This window comes from Psychrobacillus sp. L4 (genome assembly GCF_042944905.1).
Classification (GTDB): Bacteria; Bacillota; Bacilli; order Bacillales_A; family Planococcaceae; genus Psychrobacillus.
Genome location: NZ_CP168496.1, coordinates 2,774,648 through 2,795,299 on the forward strand (window position 1 = coordinate 2,774,648; position 20,652 = coordinate 2,795,299).

The window sequence follows — 20,652 nt, forward strand, 5'->3', positions numbered from 1 at the left end:
AAAATGGCTGCATTCGATGATTTGCTGCGACAAATCTCTGACACAACTCTGCGTAGTCGCCTGGAGCAGGAATTTGACCGTATATCAAAAAACAAGAAATTTGGACTTGTATTTGAGGAACACATGCCTGAATCTACCCTACTTTATGATGTTCCTGTCAAACGAGGCTCAACTGTCGCACTAAAGACTAGCAAAGTTAATGATGTATATACCGTATTAAAATTAGATGACGACTCTGCACTTTGTCATAATAAAGCAACTGACGTAACCAAAAGCTTTCCACTAGATGAGATAGTTTCGTTAGCACAATTTGGTGATCCGATATTCCCCACACTTCAGTCAATTGATTCTGTTAAGAATGATCCTGATAGTAGCCTATGGCACACTCTTATTGAAGCAGACAACTTTCATGCACTTCAATTGCTTGAATATCTCTACCCAAAGCAAGTAGATTATATCTATATTGACCCACCCTACAATACAGGAGCAAAAGATTGGAAATACAACAACGACTATGTGGATTCTTCCGATAGCTGGAGGCACAGCAAGTGGTTGTCGATGATTCAAAAAAGGTTGCGGATAGCTAAGCGGATTTTGAACCCGGATACAGGTGTACTAATAATTACAATAGACGAACACGAGGTACATCATCTGAGAGTGTTATTGCAAGAGTTATTCCCTGGATTTTATATCCAAATGGTAACTGCTGTAATAAATCCAAAAGGCGTGACCCAAGGTCGTTTTTCGAGGGTAGAGGAATACATAATATATTGCTTCGCCCCTAATGCATTTGTTGATCCCAGCGATGATAATTTACTAAATCCACCTGTTTCAAATAGAAAACCGCGTTGGAAAGGACTATTACGTTCTGGAACAAATGCACGACGTGAAGATAGAAAAAACATGTTTTACCCTGTATTAATTGATACCAAACTAGGAAAAGTTGTTGGTACTGGTGAATCTTTATCTTTTGAAGAATATCCGAATTTCGACTTGAAAATCGACGACTTTGATGTCGCATGGCCTATTAGAACTGATGGCTCATTAGGTAATTGGGGTGTAGGGTATGAGACCCTCCGGACATTAATTAATAAGGGATATGTTTCTCTAGGAAAGTATGATTCCAAACGTAAAACATGGGGAATTTCATATATAAGCTTGCCAAACCGAGAGATGATAGATGATGGACGTATTAAAATAGTTGATCGGGATCCCAATACAGGGGTTGTATCTATTGAATATAACGACATTAATAACAGGGCAATTAAAACTATATGGCACAGGAGTCTTCATGACGCTGGATCCTATGGATCTAATTTAGTTTCGGGAATTATTGGTCAGTCCAGGGCATTTTCTTTTCCAAAATCACTTTACTCTACCAAAGATGCAATTGCGGCGGTAGCACGAAATAATAAAAATGCCCTTATTGTTGATTTCTTTGCCGGAAGTGGTACAACTCTCCACGCTGTAAATCTATTAAATGCCGAGGATCAAGGCCGCAGGCGCTGTATACTGGTTACCAACAATGAAGTTTCACTTGAAGAGGCACGGGATCTAAAGACAGATGGCTATCAGCCTGGTGACCCTGAATGGGAAGAACGCGGGATTTGTCGCGCTGTAACCTGGCCTAGGACAGAATATAGCATAATGGGCAAACGCACGGACGGTACTCCGCTAAATGGAGAATACTTTACCAATCAAACCATCACAAAAGAAGTCGAACGCTCTTTCCATCAGATTGACTTTGTGGAAAACCCAACAGATCTAACAAGTAGCTCAAAAAAACAACTTGTTTCATTGCTTCGTGATAAGGAAGGAAAACCACAACTAACGCAAGCCCTTGTAAAAGGAGACAGCAAATTCATAGTTTCGGATGAACATTCAGCATCGATTATTTTCGATATAGATTACGCTAATGAATGGCTGGCTGCATTGGAAAACAGTGAACATGTTACGAATTTTTATATAGTTGCAAAGTCACCTTCTATATTCAAATCAGTCAAAACAAAAGTCTTGGACTTGCTTGGACCGATCAATTTAGCATCCCCATTTAAGCGTCCCATGAGTCTGGGTTTCCCTGCCAATGCCGAGTATTTCAAATTGGAATTCTTGGATAAAAATAGTGTATCTCTAGGTAAACAGTTCCAGAAAATACTACCATTGCTTTGGCTTAAATCAGGTGCCATTGGAGAACGGCCCGAAGTAAATAGCACTGAAGAACTCGGTATGTTAATTCTCCCGCAAAATGGATTCGCTATTCTAATTGATGAAACGAAATTCGCAGATTTTTCCTTAATGATTTCCGATAAGGATACGATCAAGATTGTCTACTTCATTACCAACTCCGAGGAGGCTTTTCGTGAAATGACTGCCGGGGTAAAAGTAAAAAACACATACCAATTATATCGCGATTATATCGATAATTTTGTGTTGGGAAGCGGGAGGGATTCATAAATGAAAGATATATTATTTCCTTTTCAGGAAACGGCCCTTACCGAACTACATGATAAAATCAATAAATCACACTTGATGTGGAGTAAAAATGATCCACAAATAATTTCGTTTTCCGCACCTACGGGTTCAGGAAAAACAATTATAATGACAACACTTTTTGAGGAAATACTATATGGTAGCGTGGACAACATAGGCGAGCCAGATTCTATTTTCATTTGGCTATCCGATTCTCCTGAACTTAACGAACAAACAAGGCTGAAAATCGAAAGTAAGTCTGATAAAATCCGTGTCCGGGACCTAGCAACAATAGACTCAACCTTTAATTATGAGTATTTTGAAGGCGGCTGCATTTACTTTTTGAACACTCAGAAATTAGGTTCAGATAAACTACTAACAGGAATATCTAATTTGCGTCAGTATTCTATTTGGGAAACACTTACTAACACAGCCAAGCGTAATCCGAAGAAGTTTTATTTGGTGATTGATGAGGCACATAGAGGTACACACACATCCTCCCAAGCTGAAAACAAGGCGCAGTCCATCATGCAAAAGTTTATCAAGGGCAGCAAAGAAGATGGACTTTGCGTTATGCCACTAGTTATAGGTGTGACTGCAACACCCCAGAGATTCGAAAACTTGATTGCTGGAACAACATCAACGGTTCAGAAAGTCATCGTTCCGCCCGAACAGGTGCGTGAATCTGGCCTTTTGAAAGATAGAATCATCATTCACTATCCAGACCTTCAATTGAGTGCCGATATGACCTTGTTTAAAGGTGCGGTTGATGATTGGCGCAAAAAATGTACTCATTGGCGGTCTTATTGTAAGCGCGAAGATGAAAAAATGGTAAACCCAATCCTTGTTATACAAGTCGAGGATGGTAACAAGCGTGAAGTAACTCATACGGATTTAGGGGCTTGTATTGATTTACTTGAAGAATCACTAGGTCGCAAATTACGACCTGGAGAAGCCGTACACACATTCAATGATCACGGCACACTTAAAGAACGTAACGTTGAAATCCAACAAATTGAAGCCTCCCGAATTAATGACGAAGAAAATATTATGGTCGTATTTTTCAAAATGAATCTTTCTACAGGGTGGGATTGCCCACGTGCTGAAACGATGATGTCATTCCGCAGTGCACAGGATTATACTTATATCGCTCAACTGTTGGGACGTATGATTCGTACACCTTTGGCAAGAAGGGTTTCTTCCGATGCTGAACTTAACAATGTGAACCTCTTCCTTCCCTACTTTGACGAAGAAACAGTCAAGAATGTTATAAATGCTCTACGTGACAGTGAGGCAATTATACCGACAGAAACGGGAACAAATAAAGAGTTAGTTACACTTCGACGAAACCCAGCATATTCTGACGTGTTTGAAGTCATGGATAAAGTCATGGATAACCTCATCACTTATCGCATTGATTCAGCCCGTAAGCAAGCACCTCTAAAGATGTTAATACAGATTTCCCGCGCGCTAACTATGGACGGTATTAACTTAGAAGCCCAGAAGAATGTCAAAAACGCGGTGTTATCAAAAATTGATGAGGAAATTGCACTACTAAAAAAAAGTGGGGAGTTTGACAGCCGAGCATCCGCAATCACTGGATTAGCACTTGGCACACTGACATTTGATTATGGAGACAATGCCTATTCGTTTGATGAAATATCACAGACTATGACGGTATCAGAGTTTGATATTTCTCGCCATTTTGAACAATCTGGCAAGTTATTGGGAGAAGGATTACACAAAGAATATTGGATTCAAAACAGTATCCGCGACCATATAGATGTGAAAATTGAAGTCATCGTTCTTACAAATGACACTGACTCAATGGAGAGGATAAACGGATTTGCAGCGGAAGAATTCCTTACATTGTATGAGAACAATAAGCGATCCATTGCGAGACTAAATGAGACACGAAAGAATATCTATGAAAGACTTATCAATTCTTCAGTACAACCGGTTGCTGTACCTTGGCTATTACCGGATTCAATCGACTTTTCTATTTCAGAAAGTTGTACAAAGTTTGAACAACACCTCTACTGTTTTGAAAATGGAACTTTTCAAACATCACTGAACTCATGGGAAAGCGGAGTTATTGCAGAAGAACTTCAAAACGGTGCTGTATGCTGGTTACGAAATCTCGATCGTAAAAAGTGGTCACTTGAAATTCCATATGAAGTCAGCGGTGTTACCACTTCTATGTTCCCGGATATAATGGTTGTAAGAGCTGATGCACAGGGTTACGTTTTCGATATCCTGGAACCGCATGACCCTAGCCGGAAGGACAATTACCCTAAGGCCGTCGGTTTGGCAAAGTTCGCAGAGAAGCACTGGGATAAATTTGGTAGGATTCAGCTTATCCGACTTAAAAAAGGCGTAGACGGTCGTGAACATTTCTATCGTCTGGATATGGAAAAAACAACGGTTAGGAATAAGGTGCGTGGCATTACATCAAACGAGGAACTTGATAGAATTTTTGATACAGATGCAGTACGAGAAGACTAGTTTATACATCTGTTATGTCCCCTCAGCACATGCAAAAATAGATGTTTACTAAGCCCTAATTAACACCATTAGGGTAGTTAATATGTTCCTTTAAATAATAAAAATCAGCGTTTCCTAACATTGCCCCTCAGGCAAAGAAGCTGGGGGCAATGTGTGGAAGCCCATTATTTTCGGGCATTTTCTTTCAAATTTTATACCCTTGACATCAATTTTACTGCTTCAAATTGCGCCACGCTCAATCAGAAGCTTGCATTTTTTACAATATCACCTTCGTAAATATCCTTACGTTTAATATCTGTCATTACTGAAAATTGCTACATTTCAAAATTAGGGTTATTTGAGGAACATTGAGCCTTACCTTTACACTCTAATTCCCAACTACTTCCATCGGAAATAAGTCGGAAATCGCTGTTTTTCGATATGTAAATAATATTGTTTCCATCCCATACACGAAATTTAATTTCATGTGATTTCACATCCAAAGAGTAACCAAGGACTTCTTCAATCCATTCTTTATTTTCGTAAACATTACCTACTACTTCAACTATTTCTATTTCCTCTTCAAGGAAAAATCCACCATTTCAGATACATCACTTACAACCCATTCATCATCCATATATTTAACGATCCCGGAGGAATTTCGTCGTCAAACAATTCTTCTTCATCGTATGTTTCTTTTATAAAGTCACCATCTGTATTTTGCAAGAAAAAAGTACATAGTATTGCAATGTTTTTTACAGAGTGTTGCCACCAAAGATATCTTCAATTTGAACGGGAGAGCGCATTAGCTAAGCGATAACTTTCACCAACATATGTAATAATATGAGCGTGATGTATTAATCTATCAACTAACGCTGCTGTTAGCCTGCTATCTGTGAAAATTCTATTCCATTGACTAAACTCCAGGTTTGAAGTAACTATCAAACTCTTCTTCTCATAAAACTCTGTAATTAATTGAAATAAAAACTCCGCACCTTCTTTACTAAACGGAACATAACCCATCTCATCTAAAATTAACAACTGGATACTATCGAATCTTTTTCGAAACGTACTTAATTTGCCATGCCTGTGAGCTGATTCAAGTTCTTCTACCAAATGAGATACTCGATAAAATCTCACTTCATAACCCATTTCACACGCTCTTCTTCCTAACGCAGAGGCTAGGTGTGTTTTCCCTGTACCTGGTGCCCCGACGAGCACTAGATTCTGATATTCCTTTATGAAATCTAGATGCTCTAATTTGTCCCTATTTAACGTTTGAGGTAAACGAATAGCTGAATTCCAATTATATGTTTCTAGCGATTTATTTTCTAAAAATCGAGCCTTTTTAATGTTCCTGTCTATTTTGGTGGACTCACGCATCTCTATTTCTTTCCTAAAAATATCCACCAAAAAATCCTGAGGTGTTGAAAACTCAACGTCTTCAAATGAATCGGGCACATGAGCTAGTCTAAGTTGTTTACAAAGGTTCCGAAGATTCTCTGACATTATTCAGAACCCCCTTGATGCCCTAATTGATCATATTCATTCCAATTAACATCATAAGGATGATCTTCTTCAAGTACGGAATCTGTTTCTACAAGTTTGTAAAAATCCTCGCTGATTTCTTCTAATTGATATCTAGAAAGTAGGGCAAGGATTATTTCTAAACGTTGTTTGCGTACGTGATTAGAAGGAATATCCAAGTAATCTTTAATTCTACCTGGTAGATATCGACGATATCTTGAGTATTCCACTACTCGAGGTTTTAACACCCAAGATTGGAAAATTTGTTTCCACGGAATTAATCTCCGCTTATTCATATAGGGTCTTGGACCTTCTGCTACAATTTCTCCATCTGGTGTGACTACCTTGAATTCATTCCATGTGGAAATCAAAAATAATTGTACATAATTCTTGCCTTTAGGTATGTGTAAAACAGTATTATCCAATTTAATTTCATTATATGGATTTACTTTAATCAGCTGTTCTTTTCTCACCGGGTAATCCGAATCCGGTAACTTTTTTAGAGAGTTCTTTTCTTCTTCCCATAACTGGTATATTTCTTGTTCTTTACTGTAATGCTTTCTGTATTGGTCTTCAATGGAGAAGGTTAATAATTGCCCTGATAAGTCATCCAGGCCAGTAATGACTGGAGGAACGCTGAAAAAATTATAACGAATATAGCCAACCTTTTTCTCTACATTCCCTTTTTCATTTCCACTCCGTACATTACACACTTGTGTATCAAAGCCATAAAACTGTTGAAAACGCATAAATTCATCTGTTAATTGGGCTTCTTCCGTTTTACTTCGTGTCTTTTTAACTGCTGGAGTAAGATTATCTATTCTTATTTTTCTCGGTACACCACCAGCCTTCTTGAACAGTTTTTTTAAGCCCTCTAAAAAACATTCCTGATTTTCGGATGGCATAGGTTCATAGAAAGCGCCGTTACTGTATGGAAAGGACATGATAAGTAAACGAATATCACGAGTTTTCCCATCCTCTACTGCCTCCATTACTCCAAAATCTACTTGTGCCTCGCCCGAAGGATGTTCTAACCTTTCAGATCCTTTATCAGGTACAGTCTGATCATTTTGAACTTCCCATTCTTCAATAAAATTACATACTGTTCTATAAGACCCTGTGAAACCATAGGTCTTTAACTCATTAAAAATTTGTAAGTTATTACGTCTTAATTTTTTCTTTTCTCTAGCATCCTCAAATAACCAATCAGATACCATTAGACCCCATTTTTCCTGATACATCATACCTTTTCGTGGCTTGATGATGGAAGATGGCAGCTCGTTTTCATCTGCATACTTTTTGGCGGTTCTCCAATTAATATTTAGCGCCTTTGCAATCGCATCGATCGATAAACCTTTTTCATTTCGTAAGTGTTTGATACAATTAATATCGGACATTGTTAGCAACCTTCCTAACCTCCATCTGTTTTCAGTTCGCACTTTAACAGTAGAGGTTGACTTGGGTGGCTGGCAAGTCCTTTTTTATTTACATGATTTTCTCATGCAGAACTCTGTACAAATTCATTGCAAAGTTCTGTACTTTTATTATGCATTACACACCATCATAAATTTCTTTACCCTTAACGTCATTGAAACCGGTGAACTGTTGTTTTTCACTTTCATTCACTTTCCTTTTCAACGAATTAGTTTTGATTGCCTGTGCATCACACAATTCGAATATATTAGGAATTTCGTCTGAATTTGGACCGTTCCCAGGCAGCATTATTCAATGAGAATTAAGGTTTTAAATTATCTTAGGAGTGATAAAGACAATGAAATTAAATTTAGTAACCAATCTCGATCAAATAAAACAAAATCTAAAACAATACAACCATGAACTACAAAATGGTGAGATGACTCTTCGTACAAATGGTGTTCAACAATGGTATTACATGATGGAACTAGATCTTTTTGGACCAAGTCGATATATTGGCTATGAAGGTGTAACGATTCATAAGCACAGCCAAGCATTTGGATTAGATGGTGGTGAAACAACGAGAGCACTAAACAAATGGTTCCAATTATGTGATGATCCAGAATTACTCTTGAAAATCACTGATAAACTAGTGGACCACCTTGCCCAATTAGATATGGATGTGCGGCGTAACAAGGAAGAGCAGCCGGTATTTAAATTAAATTTACTAAAAGAGGATATTCCGAAACTAAAACAACTTTATTTAACTGAAAAAATTATTGTCGATGATAGTAACTGTCACACTTGTCATAACCCTTTCTATAAAGAACCATTTTTCGCACACAATGATCGAGGACCATTTTGCTCTCGGAAATGTTTGCCCATTGATATGCATGGTGAATACAAGGCGATTGACTATGTAACTTACGTCGAAAAATATCGAGAGTTTGTTGAACTCTATAACGAAATCGAAAATATAGATGGGCAAAGAGATTTACTTAATGAACTTGAAATTGTCTATGTTCCCTGTGTCACATACAACTTAGACACTATTCAGAATTGTTTTTAAGTTGCGTCTAACACAGGGAACTTTTTAAACCGCCCACTCGGATCTCCATCGATAAGAACCATTTTAATCATTTTGCTGAAAGTCATGTTTATCATCCTTATAAATTATTCTATTTGAAACTAGTTTTCATCACCATAATATTTATATAATCCTTTATTCGCTAAATGTTTGATGACTTCTTCCTTATAAGGAATTTCACCTTCAACTCGGTATAATACTAGATTATCTAATTTCATATTAAGAGCCACCACTTTAGCTTCGTCTTCAATTTCTTTTAATGTAGCTTCTCTTTTTTTAATTTTAAACTCTTTAAAGTACTCTTTATATTCTTCCTCTGAACAATTATTAACAAGCATAAAATGTACTTTTAAATCGTTTAACTGCTCATTATTTAACCTACTAAAAGTTCGTCCAAGATGTTGCCACGAATGACATTTGATACAAAGTAGATCTATATCTTTTAAGATGCACAACAATTCATCTGTAGCATACTCTTCAACTTCGTGAGCATGAAGCTGTCTTAATTTTTCTACTGATGGTTGGTAACCACATATCTTACAAGAATTATTATTAACCTCTAGCACAACACCTCTAATTTTTTTCCATAATGATTGAGAGATTTTTTTTCTAATTCCACTTCCATGATACGCACCAGGTTTTAGGTCCATTATCAACTTAAAATCTTTAAATTTTGTATCCATAAATTAGCTTCTCCTCCTAATTAAATCTGAACTTTTGTAAGTACCTAGCTACTATATAGAAAAGCTCAAATTCACCGTCGTCATTCATAACCCTATTTTACTAATATTCACATATTTTGTTTTTAATTATACTAGATACTAAATCAATAAGTTCTTTAATGTTCTCGCGATCTTTTACACCAAAAACAATATATTTGCTTCCTTTTGAATGACCGTTTGCGAAACTAAGGACATCTTTTAGTAGCTCAGAATAATTATTCGAATGATAAAAACTGCTTTTAAAATCGATTGTTTCACCCTCAGGTAAAGCTAATAACTGCTCAAATTGTTCACTATTCAACACAGTCACCTACTTATCCAGTTAAGATTAGAAATATTTCTATTTTCCTATATAATATCATTCGTTGATCAATCTAATGTAGATCAAACCATTTTTGAAAATATTGAGCCTCAGTTAGACGTTCAGCTTCATGCAAATATGTACAACGATAAAAATTTCAAGTTTTAGAAATCAAGCCTGATAATCGACCATACGTTATTAAAAAGAAATACAAGGGATAAAATTAATAAGGGCATGATGTGGATACGTGTAGAGGAGCTACTAACGACATCATTGCGCGTGCTGATTTAGATAGGATGTACGATAATGAGTCAGGTGAGCTAAAAATATTAGATGGTTACCTTTCAGCGACTAAATCTATAACAGATAGTGCCGAATTACTCTTTAAACTTAGCAACTATTCAAAGAAACCTATCACTATTATTTCAGACTGGATAGAAATCTATGAGGACTACCAATTACTAACTTCCCATCGACTATGTGGGACAAAAAAAGACCTTCAGTATACAGACTATCAGTTGAAATTATCCGCTAATGATGAAGTTGTTGAATATTTTCACTTTGGATTTACTGCATCTCAATGCTTCCTTTTAGGAATAAATCGAGATGGCATAACAGATAAAAAACTCAATTATAAAGTTATATTTGAATGTGCAGAAGGTATAGAATATGTGGCTATTCATTCTAATGGGTTAAAATTGGTGAAAGGAGATTTTTTATAGAAGATGAAACTAAAATAATTACAGCTTCAATATCATTAATACACTAAAAAAAACAAATTAACATCCTACGAATATTCGCAGGATGTTAATTTAACTTATATTTAAAGTCATGTCCACTGTGTCACACACAATTCAGGCACTATTCGGAATTGTTTTTAAGTTGTGTCTAACACAGTGGTCGACCCCCTTATAATGGACACATAGAGTGTTATAATTGTGTAAATACAACCATCTGAGAGGGGCATGATCATGAACATTCGTAAGAAAACAAAAAAACGTCAACTCACATATGAACAAAAGTTATTTGCAGTAAATGAAGTACGTCTGAATAAACGTAACAGGCAAGATGTCGCGGACGAACTGGAAATTCATATTAATTCATTGACAGGGTGGCTGAAACTTTACAGAGAACATGGTGAAGATGCACTTCTCTCACACTATGAGAAATCAGATTTGATTGAACACACTGCAGAACTAAATAGATTAAGAGATATAGAAAAGAAGTACAATGAGCAATTGATACAAAATGAAATCTTAAAAAAGTTCCAGGCCTTTCTCAAGGAGAACGAAAAAAGAAGTGCTTCGAAGCCATTACGGCCTTGAGAAAGGATTATCCAGTAACTACACTTTGTAAAACATTAAAAGTATCAACCAGTGGATATTACAACTATATGGCACAACCTCAAAAGTCTCTTTCTGAGCGGGATCAAATCGATATTACGGTCATCCAAAGCTTATATGATTTTACTGGTGGCACCATTGGCGTGAAAAGAATTGCTGGTGAACTGAAAGCTAACCACGATCATGTAATTAATCACAAGCGTGTACAGCGATTAATGAATGAGATGAATATTAAATCTAAAATTCGAGTTAAGAAGTACCTCCAATCTAAGAAAGATGCACAATCTGACTGGGTATATCCAAACCTTCTTAATAGAGATTTTGATGCTTCGCTGCCCAATCGTAAATGGGTTACCGATCTATCTGAGATTACAGTGGAAGAAGAAAAATTTTACGTTTCTGCAATCATGGATCTTTGTAATCGAGAAATTATTGCATTTGAAATGAGCGATAGTCCAACTGCAAACCTGGTAGAAACTACTGTTAAACAAGCAATGAAAACTAGAAAGTTGCCCGACTTAACAAACGTCATCATTCACTCTGATCAAGGAAGTGTCTATAAGTCTTTTAAGTATAAAAATCTTGCCAAGAAACTTCACTTTTCACCAAGTATGTCTCGGAAGGCAAACTGCTGGGATAACGCTGTAATTGAGAGCTTTTTTTCGCAATTAAAGACAGAATTCCCGCACTTGTATGCGACAGATAATGCCAAACAGGTAAAGAAAGATTTACTCTTATACATTGCATATTTTAACCAAAACCGTGGTCAAAAAAGACTGGGTTATTTAAGTCCAACTGCTTATTTAAAGTTAAATCATTCAGCTAGCTAATGCACAATTCTACACTGTCCATAAAATAGGGGCTAGACTACAGGGAACTTATTAAGCGCTTGACTTATTTCACATTAAACGCTGTGTTAGAAACAAACATGAAAATCATAACATTACGTTTGTTTGAATTAACATGAATGTTTCTAACACAGCTATGCTCCCCCTATTCCTCAAACAATGAAAGTTGTTTTTTCTCTCCAACATAATGTAGTGCTTCTGGTTGTTGATCGGCAAAGAATGCTTTGTTGATGTGTTGCTCCTTTTGGATGATTTGGTGAGAATCATTTTTGGCGAAACGCAAGCGACAGCTATATACCACTGGGAAATAATCAGCAATATACTTCCCTTCAGCATGGGCAGTTAAAGCAATCATTTGGAAGCCTAGCTGCTCTGCAATGTAAAATACTGGGCTTAATACGTGATCACTGGATGCTTTACCGAATGGATTGTCTAGAATTAATGTACGGTCACGCTTCGTATTTGATGGTCCACCTGCTTTTTCAGCGATGTATTTTAAAATCCCTAAATATAGAGCCATGTTTTTACTCCAGCTTTCGCCGCCCGACCATTTATTCGATTGCTCCCAGCTATAAAAGTTAGAAGAAATTTGACGTTCACTTTCTACTTTACGACATTTCACTTGCATTTTTTTATTGCCAAGCACTTGACGTAATAGTGGCACTGTTTGCAAATGCTTTTCTAAAAATTTTCGGATTGTAGCGACATCTTCATTGCCAAATTCATCTCGATACTTATCCTGCTCCAGCGTCGTTAAAATCCAGTCAATATATTGGCGAATCGCCTCTTTTGCTTCATGCTCTTCCCATTCTGGAATCGTAAATTGATAAATATATTTTGTTTCGTCTTCTGTCCGAATACGTGTTTTCTTTGGTATTTCCAATAAATTATGGCGTACGCGTACTAGCTGCTGCACTGCATATTGAATAATTTGTTGTTGATCCTTATCGAATTCCTGAATAGACGTATCCGCAATATGAATTGCTTGCTGAATCGTTTGATGAATGAGTTGCTGATGTGCCGTAATTTCTGCATACGTATGACGATTTTCAATACCATCAATTGTTACTTTGCTTAATTTTTTATCTTGTAGCTTTGCGCAAAAATCGCGGAACTTTTGCTTATCGCGATTAATTTTCTGTTGCTGGTTTTCTACTGCTTTTTTCAGCACTGCAAGACCGGCAAATAGCTGCTCCAATTCTTTTTTGTAGTCATAGGCAAAGGCCGTCTCCTGTTCACTTGATAAATCATGTAGGGGTTTGATTATTTTATTGAGCTGATGCATAAAATATTGGTCACGTAAGTCCTCTTCCTCTTGTTGCAAGCTTTTCGCCTGCTTACTTTTACGCTTATGCTCTGTTTTTGTAAAAGTTAACTGCTTCTCATAACTTTCGATATCTAATTGCAATAAATGTTGTAGCTCATCATTAGGGAGTGTTCTTATTGGCAAATCTTCACCGTACTGCGTAACTAAGAGTTTTATCGTCGCTTCTAATTGTTGCAACATATTTTGCTTCTCATTTACTTGCTGTTGCGGTTCACTCAGTTCAGATTTCAAACGCTTTGTTTCCGCCTGTAATTGCGTTACTTTTTCCTCCGCATTAAATGGAAGAATCGTATTTACATCGAGTTGTGGATTCTCCTCTAGCTTTCTATCAAGAGCACGTTTGTACTCACCACGTATACGCTCATTCGTTTCGATACGCTCATTTAGCTGTTGGATGGTTGCTGAAATTTGTTTTAGAGCATCTTCTAAATGATTGTGCTCCAACTTTAATGCATGCTCGGACTTTGTAGTCACTTTTGCAGTGAGCCTGTCCTTTTCTATATAAATTACATGCTGTAAAACTTTGTTATTTAATTCGAATTGTAAATTCTGCTCTTCCCCCTTCACATTGAGCCATTGTTGCTTTAAGTATTGGGCACTAATTTCGAGTTGTTCCACTTTTTTATACAATCGATTCACTTCTTCACGATCGAGCGAAAGTTGCGTTTCTAACGGTTTTAGTTTTCTTCCAATTTCTATATAGTTATGTGCTTTTGGAATTTGAATCTGATACAGGTGATTTAGTTCATCCTTATCACGAAGTTGTAAGGCATATGTTTGCTCTATTCTTTTTTGTGTATCTTCCATTTTTTGCACTAACGCATTATGATCATAAATAGCTTTGTTATAGGCTTTAGTTACGCTCGCGTACTCCTCGGTTAATTGCTTATATACTTCGTAAGGATATTTTTGAAGAAACGCCTGCAAATGAAGTTCTACTTGCTCCACTACCGCAAGTTTCGACTCAATTTCTTCTCGTTCGTTCTCGATTCGTTTCGCTTCTTCAAGGGAAGTATTTTTCCATTGACTAAAACTTTCTTTGTTCGTATGCGCACGCCAAAACAGTGGCGCAATCCATGATTCATCAAACGGCTCACCTTGGACGAGCTGTCTCGCTTCTTCGCGTGCTAATATGATAATCGGTGTTGTTAACCGATCTGCCACTACATGTACTTTATCGATTAATGCCTGCTTTTCATCGGCTGTAGTAATAAGTGTAATCGCCCAAAATGGATATGCACTCGTCTCCGCTTCTTGCTCTTTTCCAAGTGCCTGCAAGTACTCGACTCCTGTTTGCAATAATGAAAACTGCGACCAATGCTGCATTTGATCCGCCAAATAAGGCTCTGCAAAAAATTGTTGTTGCGCCGCATAATCATCTAAATAACGTCTTGCTCTACGCTCTTGTACAAATTTCTCCGAACGATCTTTTTTTAACTGTATTTGCTTATCTTGTAATTGATTCATATAACTGCTTGCACGGTCATACACAGACATAGCTGGACTAATTTGATGCAAAATAGTACGTAAAATTTCTTTGATTTGTGCTTCTTGCGCTTGCTGATCTTTTACTTTACCCTCTTGAATTTGGCTTTGCACATGAAGCTCTTCTTTTTCGTCTCGCAACTGCTTTTCATGAACATTTTGCTTTAGGAATTGCTGCTGTAAGGTTTTTATCAGTTCCTCGCGACTACGAATTGTTGTTTCCAAATGCATTGATCGACTTTCCCATTCCTTAATGAGCACTTCCACTTGCTCGTTTTCGTTGGCAACTAACTCGAGCTTCAGCTTTTCTAGTTGCTTTGTTAGTTCTTCAATTTTCGTCTCATTTTTCGTTTGACGTTTTCCCGCCTCTTGCTCTTTTTTACGAGTGGCTAGTAGCTCCTGTTCTATCTGCTTTGTTTCTACCTCAATACGTCCAATATGACGATTTTTTTCCTGTAATCCTTTGTCTAGCTCCTCTTTTTGACTCAATATTAAAAATAGCCACTGTCCCTTCACTAGCTCCAGTTCATTTTGTATATCAGCAATATCCTGCTTTTCATTTTCCTGTTGCAGCTGATAGCGTGCTTGCTCGATTGTTTCTTCCGCTTGTTTCATTTTTGCGTATTCGATCGCGTATTCTAAACTATGCTTTTCATGTAACGCGATCTGCAGTTTACTAGATATTTCATCTACTAATTCTTGAAAATGATTCAACTCCGACTGGAAATGCTGCTGCTTTTCCTGTTCTTCATAAATTGTCACAGCAGCTTTACGTTTTGTTAGCTGCTTTTCGATTTCACTAAGCTCAAAAAGCCGTTCCTCGATGCCTTGCATTTCGTTTTGTGCATTTTCTTTTTGTTGTTGTAAATATTGATAATAGGCAGCAGTTTGCTGTCGTTCATCCTCATAGTTCGTAATCGTCTCGTTATAGATGTGGAAGCTGTCCACATAACTATCTAGCTGTACTTGCATCGCTTTATATTCAATTTTTTTTCTTAAACGGCTAAACTAACACAATTATTGGTTTAGCCATTTTTCTTCTATATTTTTAAGATACGAGGATGGATCTCTTTTATATCGATATCTCTTCACATGTTCACTTTTTCTTTCATTCCAACTTTCATTTTCTTCACAATACTTATCATGACTTCCCGATGAGAGGCGTTGGATAATGTTTGGGTCATCTATTGCATCTTCGGCAAATACAATATACTCCCCGTGTCTCATAATGTAGCGATTCCAAGAACGCAAACCAGTAATTCTTCGATGTCTACGCTTAATTCTACGGAAAAACAACTCATGATCATTGTTTGTTCTAGGTAAAATCGGATAGTCATAACACGCAAATAATCCTTTCCAAAATCCTTTGCTATACCGTTTCAAGTTATCTACAAACTCTTCATCTTCTTCTTTTGTTAACTTTCGTTCTATCTCCTTTAGGTAAGAAGCTAATCTATTTCTAACAGAATCGCTTGTTTTACGTTTGGAAGGCTCTAATATAGTAGCGATGCGTCTAATACGCGTATTTAGTCTAACAACTTGTTGGTATTCTTTTTGAAAGGAATCAACATTACTGACTATTCTGAACAACCTTTTAAGTATTAGAGGAGCCCTTTTTTTCCAGGCAATTTTCGATCGATTTTTGAATCAGTTTTGTCTGTTCAAAAATCTTCATTCCTGGTAAATCAAGAGGCGGACATCCATCTTCTAATAAAACAGAACGGATTGCCGCAGTATATGCTAGAGTTGTTTCTGATTCTAGATGATCTTCTTCTAAAGCCTTTTTTTCAATTTCGCGTATTCCGCGCAGTTTCTTTTTGATGTTTGTTTTTAACTTACGATCTTTATCCACAGCTGGTTTTGCGATGTCTTTTAAATAGTGAAATTGACAGTACTGATAAGGTGTTTCTGGAGACAAAGTTTCAAACGCAAGTCGAATTGATTTCTGACCATCACTGACAAAACCTAGAATTGGAAATCCCAAATCTAAGACAGGCTTGATAAATTCCATTAGTTCTTCCGTGGAACTACTTTTCACATTCTTGGCCGCTAGAATCGTCCCACTAAGAACTTCTCTAATCACGTAAAGTGTTTCATTCCCCTTTTCAGGCTGTACCCCATCCATAGAAAGAATGATCCCACCATGCTTATCCACCATTTCATTAAGCATATTTTTACTGTTTTCCACCACGCTGGCGCGCAGTAAAACCGTGTATCTTTCATATAATTTCTGGACATGACGCTCTGAAACGACAACCCCACTTTGATTTAAAATGTTCATTATTTCTATTCGAGTTTTGTGCTCTTTAAAACGTAATTCTCCAACAAAAGCCAAGACATCAATCCCGTATGTGATGTGTTTTATACTTAAGTGTTCTGCTTGTGCAGAACGAAATACAGTCGACGCATTTTCACATGTTGGGTTCGTACAGCGATACCCCATGTTAATAATGGTTTTTACCCCATCCAGAGTAGAAATGGTCTTTTTAGAGACTGTATGACAATAATCTAACTTAGATTGACAAGTTGGACAGTTTGAAAACTCAGGTCTATAGTATTTTGTTTCAGTAGCAACTAAACGATTTTTTGTTCGCATTTTCTCACCATCATTTATGAATTTATTATTTATATTTTACCATAAATTTAGGGCATTGCGATATATTAGCCGCTTAAGTTTTTTTTCATTAAATTCTTTGTATTTTTTTAAATTACTTCGTTGTTTTTCAAATTGATCGGTAATACTAAGCGGATTAAAATACTTATCTGCCTTTTCAACGGATGGAATGAGCAAACGGTCAAACAGCTCCTGTGTGCCTCTACATTGCTCAAATACTTTTTCTATGCCACCTTCTGCACTATTCATGACAATCATATTTTCCCATTCTTCACGGATAATAAAATAGTGTGTCTCTAAGTAATCCGTGAAGGCTGTTATAGACTGTGGAAATAATTTCGCACGCATCGGAGTTTGCTGAACCATCTGTTGAAAATAGTTATTCATCTCATCTTTACTCGCTGGATACTTTACACCTGCGTCACGCTTTGTAAATGGGATCGCATCAATGGCATGCTTATCACGGTCGCTATATTCATATACATACCGCAATGATTCTACCTTATTATTTTTTATATATAGTGTCACTGCTGTCACTAAGTATTGACGTGGGCGTTCATTTAACATCCATTCAATCGCAATATGTGCGGGACCTTCTTCTAAATAGAACGTTTCCTTCATTTGACGATTTGACACCGTCGCATGCGGAATAATGGCTTGCATCGCCGCTTGAATAAAAACCGTTTTCCCTCCACCATTTTCTAATAAGATTGCTCCATTCTGTGTATCAAATTGAAATACCTCATCATGATAACGTTTTATTCCTTGCTCATAAATCACATTAGCAAAGCGAATTTTACTAATTGTCGGCATACACATCCCCCTTTAAACCATATAAAAAGTCAATAATACCTCGATTATATTCTGTATCCATAAAATAATTTCCAATAATGACTTGTGCCTTTTCGGTTAGTTCAAATTCACCCATACCGGTCTCTACTAAAAGATCTTCATCACGTAAAAAGCGACAAGTTGTATGTAAGAAGCTGACCCGGCTCATTGTATTGGCACTTTGACGCTTTGCTGTTTCTTTCACATCATCCAGTCCGTCCCATTTTTCAATGAGCATATGCCAACGATACGAATATTCCTTCTCTTTTGCCTTGAGCACTTCCTCATCATATGCACGAAGTGTTGCCATTCGTTGATTGATAGCATGAATCCATTCCTCATAAGTAATAAACGGTTTCGTAGGTGCTACGGAATGAAATGAATTATAAAATTCCCCAATGACACAGATGGTTGCAAAATACATTAAATATAAATCATCGTTACGACCTTTTGATTTAAAATATTCACGTTTTAGTGTTTCATTCGTCACATGAAAGGGAGACAGTTTCGTCGTTGGTACAAGCAGCACTTCATTTCCTACTTCTAGACAAATAGCATCGACTTTTTTGCAAAACGTTTCGACAAGTGAACGTAAATCCGTATCAATTTTAAATAAACGCGCTAATTCACCGCTAACTCGCCCCTCTAACGCAAGTTCGCTATACATATCGAAGGCACGCAATATCTTGTCTTGTTCATACAGCATAACTATTCCTCCTGCCACATAAATAGTAAATTTTGAATCGTAAAGCGAGGTGTAACTTGTAAGGTATCATGGTGTTCCTCAATAACTAACTGACGGTTTTCGAGTAGCATTGTCGCGTCCGCCAATAAATGCATCGACAGCTCGTCCTCTGTTTCTGCACCTTTTGAAAGGGGGGAGCGCTGATGACATAATAGTAAAAAATCATATAAATAGCGCTCATCTAAAGATAACGTCCTATGTGTTTGAAGGTGCTCCACCCATTCAGCAAGAGTCCAGCTTAGGCGGTTTTCCGCGAAGGTCAACATTTCCTTCATATAGGATTTATACAACTGTCGTATTTGCTTCGCATATAGCTCGCGTTTTTCCTCTGCGACAACTTCCTCATAGTGTGCTGACTCTGCATTTTGCTCTTCATCTGACCACGACTGTACACTAAAAATGCTTAGTAACGACCAACTTTTCTTATGCTCCACATTTAAAAATGGAGCTAAAATACCTTTCATAGACTCTAGAGGTAACGGAGTACTGACAATCTCTGAAACTATCTCTTTATCAAAATTAAACTGCTCTAGCCCAATATTATAAAGCGATTGCTGTGCCGCATCTAACGCCTCTTCCTTCAATCGCAAACTATGCGTCAGCAAGTCTTTATGCTGCTCATGCACAGCGATTAATGCTTCATCGATTTTTAACAGCATACGAAAAGCCTTCATATCTTCTTCATTTACAGTCGACTCTGCTGCTTTACGAGACTCAACTATAAACTGGTGCAGCTCCTCAAATTCGGTATTTTCCCGCTGCAGCCTCATATTACGATCCTGCAGCACATCCATGTACCGTTTTTGCGTTTCGCTATTAATAATATTGCGCCTAATTTCATGGGAAAGCTTTTCCATTCGCTCATGTAGCTGCTCCACGTCCATACGCATTTCATTTATTTGGCGTAAAGCTCCTTGCAGCTCTCCCTTTTCTAGAAGCTTTCTCAGCATCAGCTGATGAATCGACAACTGAAATTCCTGGAAATATTCTTTCGTTGCAAAAATCAATTCAAGCCCGTCATCAGCGAGCTGATAATATTGACGATTTTCTTTCGCATCAAAAAAATCTGTTTTCAAAAATGAAAAAGGAATTTCTTCTACATCATTCGTTGCCCAATTAAAAAATGTGTATGTTTTATAAACGCCTTTTGCTGGCCGAAAAGTCTCTTTTACAATCAGTAAAAGTGCTTTTACACGCTCGTCCGCAATATTATAACGATTTTTAAGCAATGGTCGTATATAATGCGCCGCCTCTTCCATTCCAATTTTAGATTCGCGCATTAACTTCATTTCAAAAAAATACAGTAACGTAAACAAACCTAGCATCCGCATATCAATCTCAACTCCATCGTCATCTACCTGACGCTTGCTTGCTAGTTCATGCAACGGCTCGAACAAATATATACGTCGCATTCGTTCTTGTAAATCTGTAGTAATATTAATATCCCACTCCATTA

Annotated in this window: 16 protein-coding genes; 6 read left to right on the top strand and 10 right to left on the bottom strand. The window is 37.2% G+C overall.

Annotated features, from left to right (window positions below; genetic code table 11):
* Positions 1-3 precede the first annotated feature (3 nt).
* Together ACEPXG_RS13345 and ACEPXG_RS13350 are read left to right on the top strand one after the other, a co-directional pair.
* On the top strand, positions 4-2,454 hold the full coding sequence (locus ACEPXG_RS13345) for a site-specific DNA-methyltransferase (RefSeq protein WP_391203248.1): 2,451 nt from the start codon (positions 4-6) through the stop codon (positions 2,452-2,454).
* Positions 2,455-4,974 (top strand): DEAD/DEAH box helicase, encoded by a 2,520-nt coding sequence (locus ACEPXG_RS13350; RefSeq protein ID WP_391203251.1) that lies wholly within the window; start codon positions 2,455-2,457, stop codon positions 4,972-4,974.
* 762 nt (positions 4,975-5,736) lie between these two features.
* Here ACEPXG_RS13350 and istB read toward each other — a convergent pair.
* Together istB and istA are read right to left on the bottom strand one after the other, a co-directional pair.
* Complete coding sequence (gene istB / locus ACEPXG_RS13355; protein ID WP_391203222.1) at positions 5,737-6,462, bottom strand: IS21-like element helper ATPase IstB; 726 nt, start codon at positions 6,460-6,462, stop codon at positions 5,737-5,739.
* Complete coding sequence (gene istA, locus ACEPXG_RS13360) at positions 6,462-7,877, bottom strand: IS21 family transposase (protein WP_391209908.1); 1,416 nt, start codon at positions 7,875-7,877, stop codon at positions 6,462-6,464. Before istA ends, istB begins: the two co-directional genes overlap by 1 nt.
* 374 nt (positions 7,878-8,251) lie before the next feature.
* On the opposite strand from istA, the gene ACEPXG_RS13365 reads away from it, so the two are divergent.
* A complete protein-coding gene (locus ACEPXG_RS13365; protein WP_391203254.1) occupies positions 8,252-8,962 on the top strand; it encodes a hypothetical protein in 711 nt (236 codons plus the stop codon).
* A gap of 119 nt (positions 8,963-9,081) precedes the next feature.
* Here the strand turns inward: ACEPXG_RS13365 and ACEPXG_RS13370 are convergent, their stop codons facing one another.
* Positions 9,082-9,663 (bottom strand): hypothetical protein, encoded by a 582-nt coding sequence (locus tag ACEPXG_RS13370; RefSeq protein ID WP_391203257.1) that lies wholly within the window; start codon positions 9,661-9,663, stop codon positions 9,082-9,084.
* A gap of 100 nt (positions 9,664-9,763) precedes the next feature.
* Positions 9,764-10,003 carry a helix-turn-helix domain-containing protein gene (locus ACEPXG_RS13375; RefSeq protein WP_391203260.1) on the bottom strand — a complete coding sequence of 80 codons (240 nt, stop codon included), beginning with the start codon at positions 10,001-10,003 and terminating at the stop codon, positions 9,764-9,766.
* A 239-nt stretch (positions 10,004-10,242) separates the two neighbouring features.
* Here ACEPXG_RS13375 and ACEPXG_RS13380 point away from each other — a divergent pair, with 239 nt between their 5' ends.
* The 3 genes from ACEPXG_RS13380 (at position 10,243) to ACEPXG_RS13390 (ending at position 12,176) form a co-directional block, all read left to right on the top strand.
* The gene (locus ACEPXG_RS13380) at positions 10,243-10,725 is read left to right on the top strand and encodes a hypothetical protein (protein ID WP_391203263.1); all 483 of its coding nucleotides are present in this window, start codon (positions 10,243-10,245) and stop codon (positions 10,723-10,725) included.
* 249 nt (positions 10,726-10,974) lie between these two features.
* On the top strand, positions 10,975-11,328 hold the full coding sequence (locus ACEPXG_RS13385) for a transposase (RefSeq protein ID WP_391203266.1): 354 nt from the start codon (positions 10,975-10,977) through the stop codon (positions 11,326-11,328).
* A complete protein-coding gene (locus tag ACEPXG_RS13390) occupies positions 11,316-12,176 on the top strand; it encodes an IS3 family transposase (RefSeq protein WP_391209910.1) in 861 nt (286 codons plus the stop codon). The genes ACEPXG_RS13385 and ACEPXG_RS13390 overlap by 13 nt, the downstream gene beginning before the upstream one ends.
* A gap of 163 nt (positions 12,177-12,339) precedes the next feature.
* Here the strand turns inward: ACEPXG_RS13390 and ACEPXG_RS13395 are convergent, their stop codons facing one another.
* Genes ACEPXG_RS13395 through ACEPXG_RS13420 form a run of 6 tightly spaced genes read right to left on the bottom strand, consistent with a single transcriptional unit; the run spans position 12,340 to position 20,650 of the window.
* Positions 12,340-15,978: a hypothetical protein gene (locus ACEPXG_RS13395; protein WP_391203270.1), complete on the bottom strand. Its 3,639-nt coding sequence runs from the start codon at positions 15,976-15,978 to the stop codon at positions 12,340-12,342.
* A 45-nt stretch (positions 15,979-16,023) separates the two neighbouring features.
* Positions 16,024-16,596 carry a hypothetical protein gene (locus tag ACEPXG_RS13400; RefSeq protein ID WP_391203273.1) on the bottom strand — a complete coding sequence of 191 codons (573 nt, stop codon included), beginning with the start codon at positions 16,594-16,596 and terminating at the stop codon, positions 16,024-16,026.
* A 4-nt stretch (positions 16,597-16,600) separates the two neighbouring features.
* Positions 16,601-17,602, bottom strand: a complete 1,002-nt coding sequence (locus tag ACEPXG_RS13405; protein WP_391203276.1) for a transposase — start codon at positions 17,600-17,602, stop codon at positions 16,601-16,603.
* Positions 17,603-17,638: 36 nt separating this feature from the next.
* A complete protein-coding gene (locus tag ACEPXG_RS13410) occupies positions 17,639-18,433 on the bottom strand; it encodes a hypothetical protein (protein ID WP_391203279.1) in 795 nt (264 codons plus the stop codon).
* Positions 18,420-19,157 carry a DUF6063 family protein gene (locus ACEPXG_RS13415; RefSeq protein WP_391203282.1) on the bottom strand — a complete coding sequence of 246 codons (738 nt, stop codon included), beginning with the start codon at positions 19,155-19,157 and terminating at the stop codon, positions 18,420-18,422. The genes ACEPXG_RS13410 and ACEPXG_RS13415 overlap by 14 nt, the downstream gene beginning before the upstream one ends.
* A 2-nt stretch (positions 19,158-19,159) precedes the next feature.
* Positions 19,160-20,650, bottom strand: a complete 1,491-nt coding sequence (locus ACEPXG_RS13420) for a replicative DNA helicase (protein ID WP_391203285.1) — start codon at positions 20,648-20,650, stop codon at positions 19,160-19,162.
* Between the last annotated feature and the right edge of the window lie 2 nt (positions 20,651-20,652).

Coding starts and splice junctions, on each gene's coding strand:
- ACEPXG_RS13345 (WP_391203248.1), top strand. CDS start 4: ATGGCTGCATTCGATGATTTGCTGCGACAAATCTCTGACACAACTCTG.
- ACEPXG_RS13350 (WP_391203251.1), top strand. CDS start 2,455: ATGAAAGATATATTATTTCCTTTTCAGGAAACGGCCCTTACCGAACTA.
- istB (WP_391203222.1), bottom strand. CDS start 6,462: ATGTCAGAGAATCTTCGGAACCTTTGTAAACAACTTAGACTAGCTCAT.
- istA (WP_391209908.1), bottom strand. CDS start 7,877: ATGTCCGATATTAATTGTATCAAACACTTACGAAATGAAAAAGGTTTA.
- ACEPXG_RS13365 (WP_391203254.1), top strand. CDS start 8,252: ATGAAATTAAATTTAGTAACCAATCTCGATCAAATAAAACAAAATCTA.
- ACEPXG_RS13370 (WP_391203257.1), bottom strand. CDS start 9,663: ATGGATACAAAATTTAAAGATTTTAAGTTGATAATGGACCTAAAACCT.
- ACEPXG_RS13385 (WP_391203266.1), top strand. CDS start 10,975: ATGAACATTCGTAAGAAAACAAAAAAACGTCAACTCACATATGAACAA.
- ACEPXG_RS13395 (WP_391203270.1), bottom strand. CDS start 15,978: ATGCAAGTACAGCTAGATAGTTATGTGGACAGCTTCCACATCTATAAC.
- ACEPXG_RS13405 (WP_391203276.1), bottom strand. CDS start 17,602: ATGCGAACAAAAAATCGTTTAGTTGCTACTGAAACAAAATACTATAGA.
- ACEPXG_RS13410 (WP_391203279.1), bottom strand. CDS start 18,433: ATGCCGACAATTAGTAAAATTCGCTTTGCTAATGTGATTTATGAGCAA.
- ACEPXG_RS13415 (WP_391203282.1), bottom strand. CDS start 19,157: ATGCTGTATGAACAAGACAAGATATTGCGTGCCTTCGATATGTATAGC.
- ACEPXG_RS13420 (WP_391203285.1), bottom strand. CDS start 20,650: ATGGAGTGGGATATTAATATTACTACAGATTTACAAGAACGAATGCGA.